At 63.7% G+C, this 22,530-nt stretch carries 17 protein-coding genes; 11 read left to right on the forward strand and 6 right to left on the reverse strand.

Annotated features, from left to right (window positions below; all coding sequences use genetic code 11):
• Nucleotides 1-216: 216 nt before the first annotated feature.
• From tcyJ to ACNQPL_RS16015, 9 genes are all read left to right on the forward strand, one after another.
• Entirely contained in the window at nt 217-1,011 is a 795-nt protein-coding gene (gene tcyJ, locus ACNQPL_RS15975; protein ID WP_346612543.1) for a cystine ABC transporter substrate-binding protein, read from the forward strand.
• Nucleotides 1,008-1,676 (forward strand): cystine ABC transporter permease, encoded by a 669-nt coding sequence (gene tcyL, locus ACNQPL_RS15980; RefSeq protein ID WP_387523566.1) that lies wholly within the window; start codon nt 1,008-1,010, stop codon nt 1,674-1,676. Before tcyJ ends, tcyL begins: the two co-directional genes overlap by 4 nt.
• A gap of 2 nt (nt 1,677-1,678) precedes the next feature.
• On the forward strand, nt 1,679-2,437 hold the full coding sequence (tcyN, locus tag ACNQPL_RS15985; protein WP_346612545.1) for an L-cystine ABC transporter ATP-binding protein TcyN: 759 nt from the start codon (nt 1,679-1,681) through the stop codon (nt 2,435-2,437).
• A 217-nt stretch (nt 2,438-2,654) separates the two neighbouring features.
• Complete coding sequence (locus ACNQPL_RS15990) at nt 2,655-3,896, forward strand: SfnB family sulfur acquisition oxidoreductase (protein WP_416467230.1); 1,242 nt, start codon at nt 2,655-2,657, stop codon at nt 3,894-3,896.
• A 139-nt stretch (nt 3,897-4,035) separates the two neighbouring features.
• Nucleotides 4,036-5,217, forward strand: coding sequence for an SfnB family sulfur acquisition oxidoreductase (locus ACNQPL_RS15995; protein WP_416467231.1), 1,182 nt, complete (start codon nt 4,036-4,038; stop codon nt 5,215-5,217).
• Nucleotides 5,217-6,608 (forward strand): LLM class flavin-dependent oxidoreductase, encoded by a 1,392-nt coding sequence (locus ACNQPL_RS16000; protein WP_416467232.1) that lies wholly within the window; start codon nt 5,217-5,219, stop codon nt 6,606-6,608. Before ACNQPL_RS15995 ends, ACNQPL_RS16000 begins: the two co-directional genes overlap by 1 nt.
• Nucleotides 6,601-7,401, forward strand: coding sequence for a MetQ/NlpA family ABC transporter substrate-binding protein (locus ACNQPL_RS16005; RefSeq protein WP_387523552.1), 801 nt, complete (start codon nt 6,601-6,603; stop codon nt 7,399-7,401). The genes ACNQPL_RS16000 and ACNQPL_RS16005 overlap by 8 nt, the downstream gene beginning before the upstream one ends.
• A 1-nt stretch (nt 7,402) precedes the next feature.
• The gene (locus ACNQPL_RS16010; protein WP_416467254.1) at nt 7,403-8,512 is read left to right on the forward strand and encodes a methionine ABC transporter ATP-binding protein; all 1,110 of its coding nucleotides are present in this window, start codon (nt 7,403-7,405) and stop codon (nt 8,510-8,512) included.
• The gene (locus ACNQPL_RS16015) at nt 8,502-9,146 is read left to right on the forward strand and encodes a methionine ABC transporter permease (RefSeq protein ID WP_054903149.1); all 645 of its coding nucleotides are present in this window, start codon (nt 8,502-8,504) and stop codon (nt 9,144-9,146) included. Before ACNQPL_RS16010 ends, ACNQPL_RS16015 begins: the two co-directional genes overlap by 11 nt.
• Before the next feature lie 282 nt (nt 9,147-9,428).
• Here the strand turns inward: ACNQPL_RS16015 and dibA are convergent, their stop codons facing one another.
• Nucleotides 9,429-11,324 carry a phosphodiesterase DibA gene (gene dibA, locus ACNQPL_RS16020; RefSeq protein WP_416467233.1) on the reverse strand — a complete coding sequence of 632 codons (1,896 nt, stop codon included), beginning with the start codon at nt 11,322-11,324 and terminating at the stop codon, nt 9,429-9,431.
• Between the two features lie 147 nt (nt 11,325-11,471).
• On the opposite strand from dibA, the gene desA reads away from it, so the two are divergent.
• Both desA and ACNQPL_RS16030 read left to right on the forward strand, forming a co-directional pair.
• The gene (gene desA / locus ACNQPL_RS16025) at nt 11,472-12,656 is read left to right on the forward strand and encodes a delta-9 fatty acid desaturase DesA (protein WP_416467234.1); all 1,185 of its coding nucleotides are present in this window, start codon (nt 11,472-11,474) and stop codon (nt 12,654-12,656) included.
• A 141-nt stretch (nt 12,657-12,797) separates the two neighbouring features.
• Complete coding sequence (locus ACNQPL_RS16030; protein WP_346612854.1) at nt 12,798-13,784, forward strand: sensor domain-containing diguanylate cyclase; 987 nt, start codon at nt 12,798-12,800, stop codon at nt 13,782-13,784.
• A gap of 41 nt (nt 13,785-13,825) precedes the next feature.
• Here ACNQPL_RS16030 and ACNQPL_RS16035 read toward each other — a convergent pair whose 3' ends face one another.
• The 5 genes from ACNQPL_RS16035 to ACNQPL_RS16055 form a co-directional block, all read right to left on the reverse strand.
• Nucleotides 13,826-15,121, reverse strand: coding sequence for an HDOD domain-containing protein (locus tag ACNQPL_RS16035; protein ID WP_416467235.1), 1,296 nt, complete (start codon nt 15,119-15,121; stop codon nt 13,826-13,828).
• 137 nt (nt 15,122-15,258) lie between these two features.
• Nucleotides 15,259-16,536: a 4-aminobutyrate--2-oxoglutarate transaminase gene (gabT, locus tag ACNQPL_RS16040; protein ID WP_346612554.1), complete on the reverse strand. Its 1,278-nt coding sequence runs from the start codon at nt 16,534-16,536 to the stop codon at nt 15,259-15,261.
• A gap of 179 nt (nt 16,537-16,715) precedes the next feature.
• The gene (gene gabD, locus ACNQPL_RS16045) at nt 16,716-18,158 is read right to left on the reverse strand and encodes an NADP-dependent succinate-semialdehyde dehydrogenase (RefSeq protein ID WP_346612555.1); all 1,443 of its coding nucleotides are present in this window, start codon (nt 18,156-18,158) and stop codon (nt 16,716-16,718) included.
• A gap of 335 nt (nt 18,159-18,493) precedes the next feature.
• Nucleotides 18,494-20,170: an aryl-sulfate sulfotransferase gene (locus tag ACNQPL_RS16050; RefSeq protein ID WP_346612556.1), complete on the reverse strand. Its 1,677-nt coding sequence runs from the start codon at nt 20,168-20,170 to the stop codon at nt 18,494-18,496.
• Between the two features lie 17 nt (nt 20,171-20,187).
• Nucleotides 20,188-22,524, reverse strand: coding sequence for a TonB-dependent receptor (locus tag ACNQPL_RS16055; protein ID WP_416467236.1), 2,337 nt, complete (start codon nt 22,522-22,524; stop codon nt 20,188-20,190).
• Nucleotides 22,525-22,530: the final 6 nt, after the last annotated feature.

Below are 22,530 nucleotides of genomic sequence, written 5' to 3' on the forward strand. Positions count from 1 at the left end.
CCGCCCCTTGGAAAAAACAACGCTTTATTCCATCCTGCGCTAAGTCGGGCATAAGCCGCGATGACGGGGATCGCTTTCGTGGCCTACCCTCAATGCAGCTTAAGCATGACATAACGCAAAAAACGCATAAGAAAATAAGTTTTTATTATTTCCTGGCCTATGAAGCCAACCCTATAGTCGCCACCCACCACTTCCACAACAAGCGCGGGGCCTGACATGTCGAAATTCGCCAAACCCTTTATCAATGCCAGCCTGGCCATCGTGCTCGGTGCCGGCCTGCTCGGCCAGGCCTTCGCCGGCGAGCAGCTGAAGACCATCCAGGAAAAAGGCGTGATCAACGTCGGCCTGGAAGGCACCTACCCACCGTTCAGCTTCCAGGACGAAAACGGCAAACTGGCCGGTTTCGAGGTGGAGCTTTCGGAACTGCTGGCCAAAGAGCTGGGGGTCAAGGCCAAGATCCAGCCGACCAAATGGGATGGCATCCTCGCGGCGCTGGAGTCCAAACGCCTGGACGTTGTGGTCAACCAGGTGACCATCTCCGAGGAGCGCAAGAAGAAGTACGATTTCTCCGAGCCCTACACCATCTCCGGCATCCAGGCGCTGGTGCTGAAGAAGAAAGCTGCAGACCTGAACATCAAGACTGCGCAGGACCTGGCCGGCAAGAAAGTCGGCGTAGGCCTGGGCACCAACTACGAACAGTGGGTGAAGCAGGACGTGCCGAAGGCCGAAGTGCGCACCTATGAAGACGACCCTTCCAAGTTCGCCGACCTGCGCAACGGCCGTATCGACGCCATCCTGATCGACCGCCTGGCCGCGCTGGAGTATGCGCAAAAAGCCAAGGACACCGAGCTTGCCGGCGACGCCTTCTCGCGCCTGGAAAGCGGTGTGGCCCTGCGCAAAGGCGAACCTGAGCTGTTGGCGGCCCTTAACAAAGCCATCGACAAGCTCAAGGCCGATGGCACCCTGGCCAAGCTGTCCGAGAAATACTTCGGTGCCGATGTCACCAAATGATCGCTGAAAGCCTGCAACTCGTTGTCGATTCCGCGCCCTTCCTGCTCAAGGGCGCGGGTTACACAGTGCTGCTGAGTGTCGGCGGCATGTTCTTCGGCCTGGTGCTGGGCTTTGCCCTGGCGCTGATGCGGCTGTCGAAGATCCTGCCGCTGAACTGGCTGGCACGTATCTATGTTTCGTTCTTCCGCGGCACGCCGCTGCTGGTGCAGCTGTTCGTCATCTACTTCGGCATGCCGCAGATCGGCATCGAGCTCGACCCGATCCCGGCGTCGCTGATCGGCCTGTCGTTGAACATGGCCGCGTACATCTGCGAAATCCTGCGGGCGGCGATCTCCTCCATCGACCGTGGCCAGTGGGAGGCCGCCGCCAGCATCGGCATGACCCGCACCCAGGCCATGCGCCGGGCGATCCTGCCGCAGGCCTTGCGCACCGCGCTGCCCCCGCTGGGCAACAGCTTCATCTCGCTGGTCAAGGACACCGCCCTGGCGGCGACAATCCAGGTGCCCGAGCTGTTCCGCCAGGCGCAGCTGATTACCGCACGCACCTTTGAAGTGTTCACCATGTACCTTGCGGTTGCGGTGGTGTACTGGGTCCTCTGCAGCATCCTCGCGCACTTCCAGAACCGCATGGAAGCGCGGGTCAACCAGCACGACCAGGAGCACTGAAGATGATCGTAGTAGAAGGCCTGACCAAGCAGTTCAAGGGCCAGACCGTGCTCAACGGCATCGACCTGACCGTGCAACCCGGCGAAGTGGTGGCCATCATCGGCCCCAGCGGCTCGGGCAAGACCACCTTCCTGCGCTGCCTCAACCTGCTGGAAACGCCCGATGCCGGGCGCATTCAGATCGGCGCCATCAGCATCGATGCCAACCGCCCGCTCGGCGGCCAGCAAAGCGCGATTCGCCGTTTGCGCCAGCAGGCGGGGTTCGTGTTCCAGAGTTTCAACCTGTTCCCTCACCGCACCGCCCTGGAGAACGTCATCGAAGGGCCGGTGGTGGTGAAGAAGACGCCACGCGCCCAGGCCATCGAACTGGGCCGCAAGCTGCTGGCCAAGGTCGGCCTGGCGGGCAAGGAAGACGCCTACCCCCGGCGCCTCTCCGGCGGCCAGCAGCAACGCGTGGCTATCGCCCGGGCACTGGCCATGGAGCCCGAGGTGATCCTGTTCGACGAACCCACCTCGGCGCTTGACCCGGAGCTGGTCGGCGAAGTGCTGGCGACCATCCGCGGCCTGGCCGAAGAGAAGCGCACCATGGTCATCGTCACCCACGAGATGAGCTTTGCACGTGATGTGGCGAACCGGGTGATCTTCTTCGACAAAGGCGTGATCGTCGAACAGGGCGAGGCCAAAGCATTGTTCGCCAGCCCGAAGGAAGAGCGGACCCGGCAGTTCTTGCGCAAGTTTCTCGGGACTGCGGCGTCCGAATAATCTTCATTGGATTGACTGGCCTCATCGCTTGTAGGAGCGGGCTTGCCCGCGATGAGGCCAGCACACACCCCACAAATCCGCACTTCTATATATATTCCAAAAGGTTAGTTCATAATATTTTGATAAGCCTTTAGGGTATATGAACCGGACCACCGGACCAGCAAACGTTTGTCGCCATCAGCTGAAGCGACGCATCCCTTTGTGAGGTTCGGTTCTGATGACCACCCAGCTAAATACCCCGCTCCACAGCGACCTCGACAGCTCGCCCCTGCTGCTGCCGGCCAAAATACTGCGCAACGACGCCGAAGCCCTGCAAGCGGCCCGCGAGTTCGCCCAGACCGCCCGCGAGCAAGCTGCCCGCCGCGATCAGCAACGCAAGTTGCCTTGGGCAGAAATTGAACAGTTCACCCGCAGCGGCCTGGGCAGCATCAGCGTGCCCAAGGCCCATGGCGGCCCCGACGTCTCGTTCGAAACCATCGCCGAAGTGTTCCGCCTCATCAGCGCCGCCGACCCGGCCCTGGGGCAGATTCCGCAGAACCAGTTCGGCATGCTGCAGCTGCTGCGCCTGACCGCCACCGAGGCGCAACAGGCGCTGATCTTCCGCAGCGTGCTCGACGGCTGGCGCATCGGCAACGCCGGGCCCGAACGCGGCACCAAGGACACCCTGACGCTCAAGGCCAGGATCACCCACGAGGGCGACGGCTATCGCATCAGCGGTGAGAAGTTCTACTCCACCGGTGCGCTGTTCGCCCACTGGGTCGCGGTCAAGGCACTGGACGACCAAGGCCGCCAGCGCCTGGCGTTCGTGCGCCGCGGCTCGCCTGGCCTGCGCATCGTTGATGACTGGTCCGGTTTCGGCCAGCGCACCACCGCCAGCGGCACTGTGCTGCTCGACCAGGTGCCGGTCGATGCAGACCTTGTGATCGACAACTGGCGCCAGCGCGATACCCCGAATATCCAGGGCGCCGGCTCGCAGCTGATCCAGGCCGCCATCGATGCCGGTATCGCCGAGGCCGCGATTGAAGATGCCATCCACTTCGTGCGCGAAAAATCGCGGCCGTGGATCGAGGCCAAGGTCGAGCGCGCCAGCGACGACCCCTACGTGATTGCCGACATCGGCCGCCTGAAACTCGAGCTGCATGCCGCCGAGGCTCTGCTGCGCAGGGCTGCGCGGGTGCTCGACGAGGTCAATGCCGCGCCGATCGATGCTGCCGCCGCCGCGCGGGCTTCGATTGCGGTAGCCGAAGCCAAGGTGCTGACCACCGAGATTTCGCTACAGGCCAGCGAAAAGCTGTTCGAGCTGGCTGGCAGCCGCGCCACCCTTGCCGAATTCAACCTCGACCGCCACTGGCGCAATGCCCGGGTGCACACGCTGCACGACCCGGTGCGCTGGAAGTATCACGCAGTCGGCGCGTACCACCTGAACGGCACCCTGCCTGCGCGGCATTCCTGGATCTGATTTTTAGCCTCTGGGGCTGCTTTGCAGCCTGATCGCCGGCAAGTCGGCTTCCACATTCAAAGCGACACCGCCAAACCTGTGGGAGCCGGCTTGCCGGCGATTGGGCCGCAAAGCGGAGCCTAGTGGCCCGGAGAACACCATGACAACATCTGTTATCACCAGCGATATCCAAGCCCTGGCCGTCGCTGAAGAAATCGCCCAGCAACTGCGCCGCGACAGCGCCTTGCGCGACCGCGAACGCCGCCTCCCGCACGCCGAACTGGAGCTGTTCACCCGCGCCGGCCTGTGGGCCATCAGCGTGCCCAAGGCTTTCGGCGGCGCCGGTGTGTCCAACGTCACCCTGGCCAAGGTCATCGCCCGCATCGCCCAGGCCGACGCCTCCCTCGGGCAAATCCCGCAAAACCACTTCTACGCGTTGGAAGTACTGCGGGTAAACGGCAGCCCCGAGCAGCAGCAACGCCTCTATGCCGACGTACTCGCTGGCCAACGCTTTGGCAACGCCCTGGCCGAACTCGGCACGAAGACCGCCCACGACCGCACCACCCGCCTGACCCGCGAAGGCGACGGCTACCGCATCAATGGCCGCAAGTTCTACGCCACCGGTGCGCTCTACGCCCAGCGCATCCCGACCTCGGTGGTCGATGAAGACGGCGTGCAGCAACTGGTTTTCGTACCGGCCGACAGCCCAGGCCTGCAGGTGATCGACGACTGGAGCGGGTTTGGCCAGCGCACCACCGGCAGCGGCTCGGTAGTCTTCGACAACGTGTTCGTGCGCAGCGAGGATGTGGTGCCGTTCCAGTCGGCCTTCGAGCGCCCCACTCCGGTCGGCCCGCTGGCGCAGATCCTCCACGCGGCCATCGACACCGGCATCGCCCGCGCGGCCTATGAAGATGCCTTGCACTTCGTACGCACGCGCAGCCGCCCGTGGGTCGACTCCGGCCTGGACAAGGCCAGCGAAGACCCGCTGACCCTGAAGAGCTTCGGCCACCTGGCGATCCGCCTGCACGCCGCCGAAGCGCTGCTCGAACGCGCAGGTGAGTACCTCGACCGCGCCCAGGCCGACAGCAACGCCGATAGCGTCGCCGCCGCCTCCATCGCCGTCGCCGAAGCCCGGGCCATCAGCACCGAGATTGCCCTCGCCGCCGGCACCATGCTGTTCGAGCTGGCCGGCAGCCAGGCCACCCTGGCCGAGCACAACCTCGACCGCCACTGGCGCAACGCCCGAGTGCACACCCTGCACGACCCGGTGCGCTGGAAGTACCACGCCATCGGCAACTACTACCTCAACGCCGAAAACCCACCGCGCCGGGGGACCATCTGATGGCAAAGGAAATCCTCCTCAACGCTTTCAACATGAACTGCATCGGGCATATCAACCACGGCCTGTGGACTCACCCACGGGACACCTCGACGCAGTACAAGTCCCTTGCCTACTGGACCGACCTGGCGCGTTTGCTTGAACGCGGTTTGTTCGATGGCCTGTTCATCGCCGACATCGTCGGTACCTATGACGTCTACGGCAAGTCGCTGGACGTCACGTTGAAAGAGTCGATCCAGTTGCCGGTCAACGACCCCCTGCTGCTGGTCTCGGCCATGGCCGCCGTCACCCGCAACCTGGGCTTCGGCCTTACTGCCAACCTCACCTACGAGGCGCCCTACCTGTTTGCCCGGCGCCTCTCTACCCTCGACCACCTGAGCAACGGCCGGGTCGGCTGGAACATCGTCACCGGCTACCTCGACAGCGCCGCCCGCGCCATGGGCCTGGAGCAGCAGCCGGAACACGACCGCCGCTATGACCAGGCCGATGAGTACCTTCAAGTGCTGTACAAGCTGCTCGAAGGCAGCTGGGCCGACGATGCCGTGGTCGAAGACCGCGAACGACGGGTGTATGCCGAGCCCGAGAAAGTGCGCAAGGTCCACCACCGGGGCGAGTTCTACAAGGTCGAGGGGTATCACCTGTGCGAGCCCTCGCCGCAGCGCACCCCGGTGCTGTTCCAGGCCGGCAGCTCGCCACGGGGCCTGGCTTTCGCCGGCAACCATGCCGAATGCGTATTCATCAGTGGCCACGACAAGACGGCAACCCGCGCCCAGGTCGACAAGGTACGCGCGGCCGCCGAGGCTGCCGGCCGCGATCCGCAGGCGGTCAAGGTGTTCATGGGTATCACGGTGATCGTCGCCCCCACCGAGCAGCAGGCCCAGGCCAAGTACGCAGAGTACCTGCGCCATGCCAGCCCGGAAGCGGGCGTGGCGCACTTCGCCGCCTCTACCGGCATCGACTTTGCCGCCTATGCGCTGGACGAGCCGATCGGCGCCAGCAAGGGCAACGCCATCCAGTCGGCCACCCGCCAGCTGCAGGAGAACGCCTGGACCCGCCGCCGCCTGCTGGAGCAGCACGCACTGGGCGGGCGCTACGTGACCCTGGTTGGCGCGCCCGAACAGGTCGCCGAGCAACTGATCGCCTGGATCGATGAAACCGGCCTGGACGGCTTCAACCTGACCCGCACCGTCACCCCGGAAAGCTTCGAAGACTTCATCGACCTGGTGGTGCCGCAACTGCAACAGCGTGGCCGCTACAAGACTGCCTACGCCGAAGGCACGCTGCGCGAGAAGCTGTTCCAACGTGACCACCCGCACCTGCCGGCCGACCACCCCGGCTCGGCTTACCGCCACACCTCTACCCCTGCCACGACTGGAGTTGCGCACCATGCTTGAGAAACTGTTCCGGCCCGTCGCGGCCATCGCCCTCACCCTCGGCCTGGCCGGCGGCGCCTGCGCTGCCGAGCCGCTGAAAATCGGCACCACCGCCGCCTTCGCGATCCCGCTGGAAGCCGCCGTGGCAGAAGCGCACAAGCAAGGGCTGGAAGTGAAGCTGATCGAGTTCAGTGACTGGATTGCCCCCAACGTCAGCCTCAACAGCGGCGACATCGACGTGAACTACTTCCAGCACATCCCCTTCCTGGAGAACGCCAAGGCTGCTGCCGGGTTCAACCTGGTGCCCTTCGCGCCCGGCATCATCAACAACGTCGGCCTCTACTCGAAGCGGTACAAAAGCTTCGCCGAGCTGCCCGAGGGCGCCAGCGTGGCGATCGCCAACGACCCTATCAACAGTGGCCGAGGTTTGCAGTTGCTGGCCAAGGCCGGGCTGATCACGCTAAAGCCGGGTGTCGGCTACAAGGCTACCGAGGACGACATCGTCGCCAACCCGAAGAAGCTGAAAATCCTCCAGGTAGAAGCCGTGCAGCTGGTGCGCGCCTACGATGACGCCGATCTGGTGCAGGGCTACCCGGCTTATATCCGCCTGGCCAAGACCTTCGACGCCACCTCGGCGCTGCTGTTCGACGGCCTGGAAAACAAGGAATACGTGATCCAGTTCGTCATCCGCCCACAGAGCAAGGACGACCCGCGCCTGGCCAAGTTCGTCGATATCTACCAGCACTCGCCCGCCGTGCGCGAAGCCCTGAACAAAGCCCATGGCAGCCTCTACCAAGCCGGTTGGGAAGGCTGACGTGGGCCAGGCCAGCGCTCTCAAGGCGCCCACCGCTCAAACCGCGCCGCCACCGGTTCGGGAGCAGGCCTTGCGCCCGGAGGTGAACGAAGCCCATGTGCGCTTCGTCGGCCTCGGCAAGACCTACCCGGGCCAGGAGCAGCCGGCGCTGCAAGGCATCGACCTGAACATCCGCCGCGGCGAGATCTTCGGCATCATCGGCCGTAGCGGCGCGGGCAAATCGTCGCTGCTGCGCACCATCAACCGTCTTGAGCAGCCCAGCCAGGGCCGGGTGCTCATCGACCAGGTCGACATCGCACCGTTCGAAGAAGATCGCCTGGTGGCCCTGCGCCGGCGCATCGGCATGATCTTCCAGCACTTCAACCTGATGTCGGCCAAGACCGTCTGGCAGAACGTCGAGCTGCCGCTGAAGGTGGCCGGCGTGGCCAAGCCCGAACGCCAGCGCAAGGTGCGCGCGCTGTTGCAGCTGGTCGGCCTGCAGGACAAGCACCACGTCTACCCGGCGCAGTTGTCGGGTGGGCAGAAGCAGCGCGTCGGGATCGCCCGGGCTCTGGTCCATGACCCCGAAATCCTGCTGTGCGACGAAGCCACCTCGGCGCTGGACCCTGAAACGACCGCATCGATCCTGGAACTGCTGCGTGACATCAACCAGCGTCTGGGCCTGACGGTCGTGCTGATTACCCACGAGATGGCCGTGATCCGCGATATCTGCCACCGGGTGGTGGTACTGGAGCGTGGCGAAGTCGTCGAGCAGGGCGAGGTGTGGCGGGTGTTCGGCTCACCACGCCATGAAGTCACCCGTACCCTGTTGGCGCCGTTGCAAGCCAAACTGCCCGCAGCCTTGCAGGCAAATCTGCGGGCCAGCCCGGTAGGCCGTGACAGCGCGGTGGTGCTCAAGCTGACGGTGCTCGGCGAACCGGCGTTGTCCGACCTGTTCAGTGATCTGGGCGGGCGCGTGCGCCTGCTGCAGGGCGGCGTGGAAACCATCGGCGAGCATGCCTTGGGGCAGCTGATCCTGTCGGTGCAGGGCTCGCCGCACGACACCTATCAATTGCTGGAGCGCGCCCGTCGCTGGGCCGAAGACGTGGAGGTACTGGGCCATGTGGTTTGATCGCTTGCTCGAAGGTTTGCTCGATACCCTGCTGATGGTGGGTGTGTCGTCGCTGATCGCGCTGCTGGTGGGTGTGCCGATGGCGGTGCTGCTGGTCACCAGCGACAAGGGCGGCATTTTCGAAGCGCCCCTGCTGAACCGGGTGCTCGGTGCCTTCGTCAACCTGTTCAGGTCGATCCCGTTCCTGATCCTGATGGTCGCGTTGATCCCCTTCACCCGCCTGGTAGTCGGCACCACCTATGGCGTGTGGGCCGCGGTAGTACCGCTGACCATCGCCGCCACCCCGTTCTTCGCCCGGATTGCCGAGGTGAGCCTGCGCGAGGTCGACCATGGCCTGGTGGAAGCGGCACAGGCCATGGGCTGCCGGCGCTGGCACATCGTCTGGCATGTGCTGTTGCCCGAAGCGCTGCCGGGGATCGTCGGCGGCTTCACCATTACCCTGGTGACGCTGATCAACTCCTCGGCCATGGCCGGGGCGATAGGTGCGGGTGGGTTGGGAGACATTGCCTACCGGTACGGGTATCAGCGTTTCGACAGCCAGATCATGCTGACCGTGATTGCCATGCTGGTGGCGCTGGTGGCGGTGATTCAGGTGGGAGGGGATCGGCTGGCGAAAGGCTTGAACAAGCGGTGAGCATGGCTTGAGTGCTGTGGTGATGCACATATCGAGCGCCGCCCGCGCGGCGCATCGCGGGCAAGCCCGCTCCTACGGTATACCTTCGGCCAATTATGCCTATGGCCTCTTCACTGTCCGCCTTGTGTGCCCGACCTAAATCTCAAGCCATGCACCAAGGCTGCAGTGGAGATGCAACTGACAGCACTGGCCGTAGGTAAACCGTAGGAGCGGGCTTGCCCGCGATGCGCCGCGCGGGCGGCGCTCGATCCACGTAACACCACAGAAACCAGGCCAAGCCCCTCACCCCCAGCGCAGATCCTGAGCCGGCACCGGCCGCCCGAACCAGTACCCCTGCCCCAGCTGGCATTGCTGCTCCAGCAAGAACCTCGCCTGCTCGGCCTCCTCGATCCCTTCGGCATGCACGTTCATGCCCATGCTGTGCGCCAGGGCGATGATCACCCGCACGATGGCGACGTCATCGTCATCCATGGGCAACCCCGCGACGAAGCCCTGGTCGATCTTGAGCTTCTGCACCGGCAAACGCTTGAGCCGCAGCAGCGACGAATACCCCGTACCAAAGTCATCGATGGCCAGGCTCAGGCCCAGCTCGCGCAGGCGGTGCAACTGCTCCAATGCGACTTCCGGGTCTTCCATCACTGCGCTCTCGGTCACCTCAAGTTCCAGCAATGCCGGGGCCAGGCCGGTTTCGTGCAACACCTCGGCCACCTGCCGGTACAGCGCTCGCTGGCCGAACAGGCGGCTGGAGATGTTCACCGCAACAAACGCCAGCCCACGCCCTTCAGCTTGCCAGCGGACCATCTGCCGGCACGACTCGCGCAGCACCCAGGCATCGATTTCGGCAATCAGGCCGGTCCGCTCGGCGATGGGGATGAATTCGCTCGGTGGCACCAGGCCGCGCAGCGGATGCTGCCAGCGTACCAAGGCTTCCACCCCGACCATCTTCGATGTGAACAGGTCATGCACCGGCTGAAAGAACACCCGCAGCTCGTCCTGCTCCAGTGCATGGCGCAGCTCACCGGCCGTTTCCACACGTTGCTGGGCGTGCGCCGTCAGCTCTTCGGTGTACAGCGCGTAGCAGGCGCGGCCGTTGTGCTTGGCCTTGAACAGCGCCGAGTCGGCGTTGCGCAGCAGTTGCTCGGCACCCAACGCATCACTGGGGAACAGGCTGATGCCAACACTCACGCCGATGAACAGCCGATGCCCTTCGAACTCGAACGGGTCACGCATGCGTTCGATGAGCGCCTGCGCCAGCTTGCCGGCCTGGCCAACCTGTTGGCAGTTCTCCGCCAGCACGCCGAACTCGTCGCCGCCCAGGCGCGCCAGGGTCACGCCATTGCCCAGCGCTTCGCCCAGGCGTTCGCCCACCAGTTTGAGCAGCTGGTCACCGATGGTGTGGCCCAGCCCGTCGTTGATGCTCTGAAAGTGGTCCAGATCCAGCAGCAACAAGGCGCAGCCACGTTTGTTGGCCTGCGCCGAGGCCAAAGCCTGCTCGAGGCGGTCGTTGAACAACAGCCGGTTGGGCAAACCGGTCAACGGGTCGTGGTGGGCCAGGAAGGCCAGCTCCTGCTCGGTGTGCTTGATGGCGCTGACGTCGCTGAACACCGCTACATAATGGGTCAGTTCGCCGCTGTCGTCGCGAATGGCGCAGATCGTCTGCCACTGCGGATAGATTTCACCACTCTTGCGCCGGTTCCAGATTTCTCCGCTCCATTCGCCTTTCTCGGCCAGGGTGGAATAGATCTGTTGATAGAACGGTACACCGTGGCGGCCAGACTTGAACTTGCTGGGGCGATGGCCGAGCACTTCATCCTGCTGATAACCGGTGATGCGCATGAAGGCGCGGTTGACGTGCACGATCAGCCCTTGGCGGTCGGTGACCAGCACGCCTTCCAGCGTGCTGTCGAAAACCGCTGCGGCCATGCGCAGGCGCTCGCGGTCTTCGCTGCGCAGCTGTGCGCCGATGCCGATGAAGTTGAGCAGACGTGCGCGGGACACGAAAATAAGTACGGCACTGACCAGCACCCACAGCACCACATTGATCTGCCGGCCCACGGTCAGCGCCAGGGGGTCTTCGGACAGGGTGCGCAGCACCAGCTCTGACAGCACCAGCCAGAGGATCGAGAGCACCACGTAGAGCGCTGCCATGCGCAAGGCGTCGCGAACGGAAACAGACATGTCGAGGGGGAAAGCCCATGAAAAATGATGGGACATTATAAAGGTAGAAACATGCCGTGACGTCCTATCTGAAAGGGTGACTGGTTTTATTTCCTCACCAAGGGATAATCAGACCTTTCCCCTGTGTCTTCGAGGGTTTTTACACCTATGTGGTACAACGGTCTGCTCGACTTGTCGGCCTGGCAACTGGTTGGCGTCACCCTGCTGATGACTCACGTGACCATCGTCAGCGTCACCATCTACCTGCACCGCTACTCTGCCCACCGTGCGCTGGAGCTCAATGGCGCGCTCAAGCATTTCTTCCGCTTCTGGCTGTGGCTGACCACGGCGCAGAACACCCGCGAGTGGACGGCCGTCCACCGCAAACACCACGCCAAATGCGAAACCCCGGACGACCCCCACAGCCCGGTGCACAAGGGCTTGAGCACCGTGCTGCGCAAAGGTGCCGAGCTGTACCGCGAAGAGGCGCGCAACCCCGAAACCCTGCGCATCTACGGCAAGAACTGCCCGGATGACTGGGTCGAGCGCAACGTCTACTCGCGCTACAAGCTGGGCGGTATCGTGCTCATGGCGGTACTCGACCTGCTGCTGTTCGGCACCATCGGCATCACCATCTGGGCGGTGCAGATGATGTGGATTCCGTTCTGGGCAGCCGGCGTGGTCAACGGCCTGGGCCATGCGGTGGGCTACCGCAACTTCGAATGCCGCGATGCCGCCACCAACCTGGTGCCGTGGGGTATCGTCATCGGTGGCGAAGAACTGCACAACAACCACCACACCTACCCCAACTCGGCCAAGCTGTCGGTCAAGCGCTGGGAATTCGACATGGGCTGGGCCTGGATACGCGTGCTCTCCCTGCTGCACCTGGCCAAGGTGCAACGTGTGGCGCCCATCGCTCACCGGGTCGAAGGCAAGGCGAGCCTGGACATGGACACCGCCATGGCCATCCTCAACAACCGCTTCCAGATCATGGCCCAGTACCGCAAACTGGTGATCGCCCCGCTGGTGCAACAGGAACTGGCCAAGGTCGACGCTTCGGTTCGCCACCGTTTCCGCCGCGCAAAACGCCTGCTGTCGCGCGAAACCAGCCTGCTCGAAGACCGCCACCATGTGCGCATCGAGTCCATGCTCGCGCACAGCCAGGCGCTGAAGACCATCTACGAAAAACGCCTGGCGCTGCAGCAGATCTGGGCGCGTACCAGCGCCAACGGCCACGACATGCTGGCTGCGATGAAAGACTGGGTGCACGAAGCCGAAGCCAGTGGTATTCATGCCCTTCACGACTTTGCAGCGCAGCTTAAAACCTACTCCCTGCGCCCAACCGGCGCCTGACCGCCGTTGATCGGCACGCCCCGCAATAGGGCGTGCCAGCCGGAACTTCCCCCCTGAAAATCCACTCAAACTCGGCACATCGCCCGCGTGGCGGGCCGGTCTGTGGCCGCACGCTCACCCGTCGAGAAACGCTTCGTGCACATGGCCAAGAACATCCCTTCACTCCTGCCCGGCAACGCCCCCCCTGAAGCCGCCCAGACCTTGCTGGCCTTGCTGCACGCCCAAGGTGAAGTCGCGCGTCTGAGCGAGCGGGAGCAGCTCTACAGCTCACTGCTGGACAGCGTCAACGCGGTGCTGTGGGCATTCGACTGGGAAAACCGCCAGGTGCTTTACGTCAGCCCCGCCTATGAGCGCATCTTCGGCCGGCCCGCCAGCCTGGTACTGGCCGACTTCAACGAATGGCGCGACAGCATCTACCCGGACGACCTGGAATACGCCGAACGCAGCCTGGCTCAGGTGCTGCTCAAAGGCGCAGTGGAAGACCGCGAATACCGCATCATCACAGCCAGCGGCCAGGTGCGCTGGTTGAGTGACAAGTGCTACATCAACCAGCAACGCGAAGGCGACCGCGTGATCGTCGTCGGTATTGCCGAAGACATCACCGAAAAGAAGCAGCTCGAAGGCGAACTGCAGCGCCTGGCCACGACCGACGTGCTGACCCAGAGCAGCAACCGCCGGCATTTCTTCGAATGCGCCCAGCAGGCGTTCGACAGCGCTCGTGAGGACGGCACCCCGTTGGCCTTCCTGCTGTTGGATATCGATGACTTCAAGCAGATCAACGACAGCTACGGCCACCAGGAAGGTGACCAGGTGCTGCAACGCATCGCCGACAGCGGCAAGGCCGTGCTGCGGCGCGGCGACCTGTTCGGGCGCATCGGCGGCGAGGAATTTGCGGCGGTGTTCCCAGGCTGTAACGCGCAGGTTGCCGAGCAGATTGCCGAACGGCTGCAGCGGGAGATCCAGCGGCTGAGTTTCAGCCATGGGGAACAGGTGTATGGGGTGACGGTCAGCCAGGGGCTGACTGGGCTTACCGATGAGGATGAGTCACTGGATAGCCTGTTCGCCCGAGCGGATGCGGCCATGTACCAGGCCAAGCGGCAGGGGAAGAATCAGATAGTGCGGGGATGACCCAGGTCTTGAGCGGGGCTCCCACAGGGACCGCGCACTCTTCAGGACGGCGTTGCTTCATCTGGTGCCGGCGGCTCTTCACCCTTGATCTCGACGACCTGCGCCTTTGCATCCTCCCGCGGTTTGACCTCGGGGTTGTCCACCTTGCGCAAGCGGCTCAACTGCGCCAGCCCAACTTTTAGCAAACGCGCGGTCTTGTTTTCAGCCACCTTCTCCAGCCCCTGATCCGCGGGCAACCGCGCCAGTTGACCGGCCAGGTTCATGGCCAGAATCTCCCGCGAGTACACCCCACCCCCCAGCTGGTAGATCGCCGCAATCAGCTCACGCAGGCTCAGCGGCAAGCGCCAGCGGGTACGCAACGCCGAGCCGAACGCCGCGCCGAAGTCCTTCAGCGAGGTGTGCACGTGGCCTTCGTCCAGCTCGCCACCGGCCAGCCGCCACTCTTGCAGGCAACGCAGCACAGCCAGGTCACCCAGGCAATGCAGCAGGCCCGCGCAGTAGCAACGCTCTTCGTCCAGGTCGAGCATGCGTGCCAACGAACGCGCGTATTCGGCGGTGTGCAGCGACAAGTTCCAGAAGTGCGCCGCGTGCTGCGCCAGCAAGGGGTCGGTCAGGCGCGCACTGCGCTTGAGGGTCAGGCCCAGGATGAGGTTCATGCTCTGCGTACTGCCCAGCTTGTTCAGCGCCTGCAGCAAGGTTTGCACCGGCGCCTCACGGTGCAGGGCGGCGCTGTTGGCGGCAGCGATCAGCACGGCGGTGACCTGCGGGTCGCTGCGCACTTCCTCTTCCAGCACCTTGAGGTTCAGCCCCTGCGGGTTGAGCGCGCGCTTGATCGCCACTTGTACGTCGGCGAACAGAGGCCCGCCATCAGCGGTGGCCCGGCGCTGCTCAAGGAAGGCTGGCAGGCTGGCGCCTGGCTGCAGTGGCGGCACCGGGCAAGCGATCTGCTCGCCCACCGCCAGCAGCAGCTCTTTCAGGCGCTTGCGCAGGTTGTCCAGATCCAGCGGCTTGCTCAGGTAAGCCGTGGGGTGCAGCGGCAACGCCTCGCGCACGCTGGCGCTGTCGCTGCGGCTGCTCATGAGAATGAACGGCAACCCCGGGCCTTTGGCGCGCACCTTGCGCAACAGGTCCAGGCCATCGAGGCCCGTCAGCTCGCGGGCGGCGATGATCAGGTCGGGCTTGCTGGCCAATGCCGTCAACGCCTCGGAGCCGTCGGCGCACACCTGCAGCCGGGCATCGCAGCGCACGCTGAGCAACATCTCACGCAACATGTCGCGTACCCAGGGGTCGCCTTCGGCAATCAGTACGCAAGGTGGGGCGGGGTCTGCAGCGCTCATGGCCAACTCCTGAATATCCTGACACGCAAATCCGTTGCAGCTTCCAAGGCAAGTCCTCCCACAACCATAGCGCCACGCGCCTTTGTTGGGCACAAAAAAAACCCGCCTAGGCGGGTTTTTTTATGAAGCGCGTCACATCAAGCGAGTTCAGCGAAGCACTCTTCGATGATCGCCAGGCCTTTGTCCAGCAGTGCGTCTTCGGCGGTCAGCGGAACCAGGATACGCAGAACGTTGCCGTAGGTGCCGCAGGACAGCAGGATCAGACCCTTGTCGCGCGCCTTCGCTACCACTTGGGCAACGGCGGCTGCGTTCGGGGTGTGGGTGCCTTTTTCGAAGACTTCCACAGCGATCATCGAGCCCATACCACGAACGTCACCGATGATCGGGTGCTTTTCCTGGATCTGGCGCAGGCCAGCGGTCAGGCGCTCACCGACAGCCTTGCTGCGGTCCAGCAGTTTCTCTTCCTCGAACACCTGAATAACGGCCAGGGCCGCAGCGCAGGCGATCGGCGAACCAGCGTAGGTGCCGCCCAGGCCGCCCGGAGCGATGGCGTCCATGTACTCGGTCTTGCCGCAAACACCGGCCAGCGGGAAGCCGCCAGCGATGGATTTGGCGAAGGTGGTCAGGTCAGGCGCGACGCCCATCTGTTCCATGGCGAAGAAGGTACCGGTACGGCCAGCGCCCGTTTGTACTTCGTCGGCGATCAGCAGGATGCCGTGCTTGTCGCACAGCTCGCGCAGGCGCTTCATCAGCTCTTTCGGCGCTGGCAGGAAGCCGCCTTCGCCTTGTACTGGCTCGAGGATGATGGCAGCGATGTCACGCGGCTCGGCGTCGTTCTTGAAGATGCGCTCGATCGAAGCGATGGCATCGTCAACGCTCACACCGTGCAGTTCGCTCGGGAACAGGGCGCGGAAGATGCCGCCTGGCATCAGGCCCATGCCAGCGGAGTACGGCACGACCTTGCCGGTCAGGCCCAGGGTCATCATGGTACGGCCGTGGTAGCCGCCGGTGAAGGCGATCACGCCGGCACGGCCAGTGGCGGCACGGGCGATCTTGATGGCGTTTTCAACAGCTTCGGAGCCGGAGGTGACCAGCAGGGTCTTCTTGTCGAAGTCGCCTGGGACCAGCTTGTTGATCTTTTCGCACAGCTCTACGTAGGGTTCGTAGGCCAGCACCTGGAAGCAGGTGTGGCTGACTTTGGTCAGCTGCTCTTGAACGGCGGCAACCACTTTCGGGTGCAGGTGGCCGGTGTTCAGTACTGCGATGCCGCCAGCGAAGTCGATCAGTTCGCGGCCTTCAACGTCGATCACGGTCGAGTTCTTCGCGCTTTCAACGAAGATCGGGTGGATCTGGCCAACGCCACGTGGGACGGCGGCGATACGACGTTGCATCAAGGATTCGTTGGTCTTGCTCATAATGCCCTCATTTGCGCCGATCAGCGGCGCTTTTATTCGGGGGTGGCTGGGAGTGCTCGCGAACAGTATTCGTTGATCGACTGCCGTGAACGCCCTGGCCACCAGGTGCTGCAATGTCAAAAAAGGCCAGCGAGACGTCGCTCTCGCGCCCCGCTGGCAGAGGTAAAACCTTTAGCGCATCAAACGCTGATGCACAGGTACTTGATCTCGAGGTAGTCCTCGATACCGTACTTGGAACCTTCACGGCCCAGGCCCGAAGCCTTGATGCCGCCGAACGGCGCGACTTCGTTGGAGATCAGACCGGTGTTGATGCCGACCATGCCGTATTCCAGGGCCTCGGCAACGCGGAACACACGGCTCATGTCACGGGCGTAGAAGTACGAGGCCAGGCCGAACTCGGTGTCGTTGGACATGGCGATGACTTCGGCTTCGTCTTTGAAGCGGAACAGCGGCGCCAGTGGGCCGAAGGTCTCTTCCTTGGCGACGGCAGCGCTCTTCGGCACATCGACCAGGATGGTCGGCTCGAAGAAGTTGCCTTCGATCAGCTTGCCACCGGACAGCACCTTGGCGCCTTTGGAGACGGCGTCTTCGATGTGTTCCTGAACCTTGGCGACAGCCTTGCCGTCGATCAGCGGGCCAGTGGTGGTGCCGTCTTCCAGGCCGTTACCGATCTTCAGCTTGGCCACAGCGGCTTTGAGCTTCTCGGCGAACGCGTCGTAGACGCCGTCCTGTACGTAGATACGGTTGGCGCAAACGCAGGTCTGGCCGTTGTTGCGGTACTTGGAGATGATCGCGCCTTCAACCGCCTTGTCCAGGTCGGCATCGTCGAACACGATGAACGGGGCGTTGCCACCCAGCTCCAGGGAAACCTTCTTGATGTCCTTGGCGCATTCCTGCATCAGCTGGCGACCGATTTCGGTCGAGCCAGTGAACGACAGCTTGCGTACCAGGGAGTTGCCGGTCAGCTCGCCGCCAACTTCGCCAGCGCTGCCGGTCACCACGCTCAGCACGCCAGCCGGGATGCCGGCACGGGTAGCCAGCTCGACCAGAGCCAGGGCCGAGTACGGGGTTTGCGAAGCAGGCTTGAGCACCATGGTGCAACCAGCGGCCAGGGCCGGGCCGGCTTTACGGGTGATCATCGCGGCCGGGAAGTTCCACGGGGTGATGGCCGCGGTAACGCCGATCGGCTGCTTGATGACGATCAGGCGCTTGTCAGGCTGGTGGCCTGGGATGGTGTCGCCGTAAACGCGCTTGGCTTCTTCAGCGAACCACTCGATGAACGAGGCAGCGTAGGCGATTTCGCCCTTGGCTTCAGCCAGTGGCTTGCCTTGCTCGGTGGTCATCAGGCGAGCCAGGTCGTCCTGGTTTTCGATCATCAGTTCGAACCAGCGACGCAGCTTGGTCGAACGCTCTTTGGCGGTCAGTGCACGCCAGGCCGGCAGGGCCTTGTCGGCAGCTTCGATGGCGCGGCGGGTTTCCGCGGTGCCCATCTTTGGCACGGTACCGATGACTTCACCTGTGGCCGGGTTGGTCACATTGATGGTCTGGCCGCTGTCCGCATCCAGCCATTCACCGTTGATGAAGGCTTGCTGGCGGAACAACTGAGCGTCTTTGAGCTGCATGTCGGCTTCCCGAATTGTTGATTGTTGAAAAGCGCCCAAGGCAGGGCATCGAGCGTTTGAAATCTCAAACGAATGCTAAGCGGCTGCTGGGGTATAGGACAATAGGCTGTTCGAAAAAAAGAACGAATGGTTGAACAGCCTATCCGGAATTGCGGTGCGCAGGCCGGTATAGGGTAGACGAACGGGGTGAGAGAAATGTGAAGGGGGACCGTCGGTGGGGCTTTTAGGGGTTTGACGTGCGAGGTGCAGGGTGGCGTAAATCGAGCGCCGCGCGGGCGGCGCTCGATTTACGCCCCACCTCAAACCTCAAGGCGTACACCCCGATCAACCCAAATTCAGAACGCGGCCCCCAGATCAATGACCAAAGCCCGGTAGCCGACACTGCCAGGCTGACGGCTATGCACCTTCAGCTCCACCAGCACCTCCTGGCTACCCCGGCGCACTTCATTGAGCACCGTGGTGGTGAGTTTCTCGGGGGTCAGGAAATTCACCGAGGCCGAATAGATGAACTGGGTGTCGGTCTCGGGCCGGTAAGCCACCACCGACGTCACCGGGCTGTACCACTCGTCGCCGCGCTCCTTGCCGTACTCCCAGACCTGCTCGACCGTACCTTTGGCCTCGTCGATCTTGTACTCCACTGCACGGCTGTAGTTGCCGGTCAGCTTGGTCGGGGCAAAGTCACGCCCCCAGCCATTGTCGAACACAGTCAGCGTCCCTTTGCCGGTCAGCCAGGCGGTGTGCTGGGTCCAGGACCAGTCGAAGCCTTCACCCGCAACCGGCTTGAGTACCTTGCCCTGCAGGCGCTGCGGCCAGCCCTGTGGCGAGGCCAGAATCCACCTCACGGTTTTGTCCCGACCGATCTTCACGACGCCCTGGTGGCGAGCTGAAACGATAATGCTGTCGTCATCGGCGTCGTAGTCGATGGCATTGACGTGCGCCCAGTTACGCCCGGTGCCAACGCCCGGGGTGTCACCGAACGGCAGGTTGCCTTCGGCCAGCTCATTGGCCAGGCGATCCTCCTGCTTCTGTACGCCGTCCGGCAATTGAACGGCCGCCTTGCCGAGGGTTTCGAGCAGGTCGCCGCGATACGGGTCGAGGATCTGGTTCAGGTCCCAGAAGTCCAGCACGTCACCGGCTTCATTGACCTCGATGATGTGGTCGCGAATCGAGCGCACGCGTTTGCCATCGGGGCGGCGGTAGTCGCTGGTGCCGACGCGCAGCAGGTAGGTGCCGTTGGCCGTCTCGCGGATTTCGTGGGAGAAGTCAGCGAACTTGTCAGGCAGGCTGCGCTGCCAGATGCGCCGGCCCAACAGGTCGTACTTGGAGTAGGTCTGGCCCTGGCCCCAGATCAACTTGCCGTCGCGGGTCTGCTGGAAACCCATGGTGCCGCCCAGGCCGTCACGGCGGTTGGAGTCGTGGATCTGCTCGATGTCCAGGTACCAGCGCACGTCGCCGTTGGTGTCGGCAATCCAGTTGTTGCCGACCTGGTCCCATTCGGCGGCACCGCCCAGCCCATTCCACTTGAAGGCACGGGCACCCGGAATATCGCCTTGCAGGTGGTTGAACAGATACAGGCGGTTTTCGAAGCCCGACGCCACCTTGACTGGCTGCACTTGCGGCAGCGCGGCGGTTTGTTTGGCCACCACCGGCAGGCGCACGGCTGGGGCGTAGATCTGGTAGCGCTCACGGATACGCTCGCCGTCCAGCTTGTAGGTCACCTCTACTTGGTTGACATGATCCGGATACAGCCCGAACACCGGAATGCCGCCGTAGGTCCACAGCGAACGGTCGGAAACGTCGTAGGCGATATCCACCCCGCGCTCGCCACGCCCCAGCACGCGCACATGGGCGGCGCTCAAGGTGCGCCCACCATCGCGAATGATCGCGGTCAGCGGCGCCAGGCGGTAAGGGTTGACCACTACATCACCGAGCAGCGCTTCATCACGCTCGGGGACCTTGGCCGTCAGGCAAGCGCCTTCAGGCAGGGCGGGGGTTTCGGTCTTGGCATTCATGGCAAAGCTCCTTGTGCTCAGAAGTCATAACGGGCGGTGGCGCCGAAGGTGCGCGGGGTGCCAAGCACGCCGGCATAGCCACCGTTGGCGGAATTCCACAGGCTGGTGAAATAGGTCTTGTCGCCGGCGTTCTTCACCCACAGCGACAGGTCGAGCACGCCGTCGCCCTGGTCCAGGCGCACGCCGGTGGACAGGTTGACCAGCGCGTAGCTGGGGATCTGGCCGAAGTCGGAGTCGTCGATGGTGCCGACCGCCTTGGAGCGGAAGGCATAGCTGGCGGTGACGTAAGGCTCGACGTGCTCGGTCAGCTGCCACTTGTACTGGCCGTTGAGGTTGGCGATGTACTTGGAAGCGCCGACCACCTGATGGCCGGACAAGTCGCAGGTGGCGTTGGCATTGGCCAGGCTTACCTCAGGCGGGCACGGCGCGTCGTCGTACTCGGTGTAGCGCACGTCGTTCCACGAACCGTTGAAATTGACCGTCAAGCCGCGGATCGGCAGCGCCGTGGCCTCGAACTCCAGGCCCCGCGAGCGCACACGGCCGGCGTTGGCCAGGTACTGCACGCGGTTGACCTGGTCGTAGACGTTGGCCTGATAGCCATGTACCTCAGCCCAGAACAGGTTGGCGTTGAGCTGCAGGCGGTCGTCGAACAGGGTGCTCTTGAGGCCCACTTCGGCGTTGTTGACCCGCTCGGTGCCAACCAGCAGCGAATCGGTGCCCAGCCGTGGCGCCGCGCCGACAGTGAGGTTGATGCCGCCGGACTTTTCGCCGTGGGTCAGGGTGGCATAGCCCAGCAACTGCTCGTTGAAGCGGTAGCTCAGGCCAAGCAGGCCGGAGGGGCTGAAGCTGTACTGGTTGAGGTCCCCCGAATCGTAGGCGCCCACCCTGCCCTGGCGTGCGGCGGCAGCGGCGCCGGTCACTGCTGCACCGCCCGATGGCGCATCGCGGGTCACCCAGGCGCTCTTTTCTTCATAGGTGCCGCGGACACCGGCTGTGAAGTCGAGGCGATCGGTGAGGTGCCAGGTGCCTTGGGCAAACAGCGCATAGCTGTCGGTATCGATGTGCCCGTCACCGATGGTGTTGACGTTGTTCAGCGCGCCAGCCGGGGTGAGGTTCCAGACGTCTGCCTGGGGGCCGTAATAGGTGAAGGATTTGTTGTCCAGGTCCTGCTTGAAGTAATAGGCACCCAGCACATAGTCGAACGCGCCCCCGGTGGGCGAGGCCAGGCGGATCTCCTGGGAATATTGCTTGTCGCGCACCGACACCCCGGCGCTGTAGAACACCGGCACATCCAGGCCATCGTCGTTGCGCGGGGTGAAGTCCCACCAGCGGTAGGCGGTGATCGAGGTCAGGGTGAAGTCGTTGGGCAGGGTCCAGTTGGCCTCCACCGATGTACCGCCCTGGAACACCGTCACCTGCTGGTCGGCATCGAAGTTGACCTTGCGGTCCTTGCCCGACACCAGCGTGGCACCGGCCTGGGCGGCCAGGCTTTCATAACGGTTGACACCATTGAGGGTCGGCCCGGTGCTGTACAGGCTGAGGATGCCGTTGTTGGAGTCCTCTTCGTTGTACTCGCCGATCCAGCGCAGGTTGAAAGTTTCGCTGGGCTGGAACAACAACTGGGTGCGAAAACCCTGGCGCTTGCCGCCGTTCAGGTCATCGCCGTTGTGGATGTTCTTCACATAACCATCGTCTTCGGTGCGGTAGGCGCTGATGCGCCCGGCCAGGGTCTCGCTGATCGGCCCGGAGAAACTGCCTTGGGTCTGCAGGTAGCCATCCTCACCGATGGACTGCTGGATGCTGCCTTCGCGGTGGAAGGTCGGCTTGCGCGAGGTAATGTTCAGCACCCCCGCCGTGGTGTTCTTGCCGAACAGCGTGCCTTGCGGGCCGCGTAGCACCTCCAGCTGCTCGACATCGAGCAGGTCGAACACCGCCATGCCCGGGCGGCCGAGGTAGACGTTGTCCAGGTAGATGCCGACGCTGCCCTCCAGGCCATCGCTGGCCGGGTTGTTGCCCAAGCCGCGGATCGAGATGCTCGACTGGCGGGCATGCACGTAGGCCACATTGGTACTGGGCACCAGCTGTTGCAGGTCTTGCACGCGGTAGATGCGCTGGGTTTCCAGGGTTTCACTGTTCAGCACGCTGATCGGCGTGGGCACGCTCTGCGCGGTTTCTTCACGGCGGCGGGCATTGACGGTAACGGTGCCGAGCTTGGCGTCCTGCTCCACGGCTGGGGTTGTGCTGGCCGGCTCTTCGGCAAAGCTGCCGCTGGAAGCTGCCAGCAGTACGCCAGCGGCTAGAGGTTGCAAGGTAAAACGCGACGCGCGCGCAGGCCAACGGGAAAGTCGGGACATGCAAAT

This window comes from Pseudomonas sp. LFS044 (assembly GCF_047978245.1).
Classification (GTDB): Bacteria; Pseudomonadota; Gammaproteobacteria; order Pseudomonadales; family Pseudomonadaceae; genus Aquipseudomonas.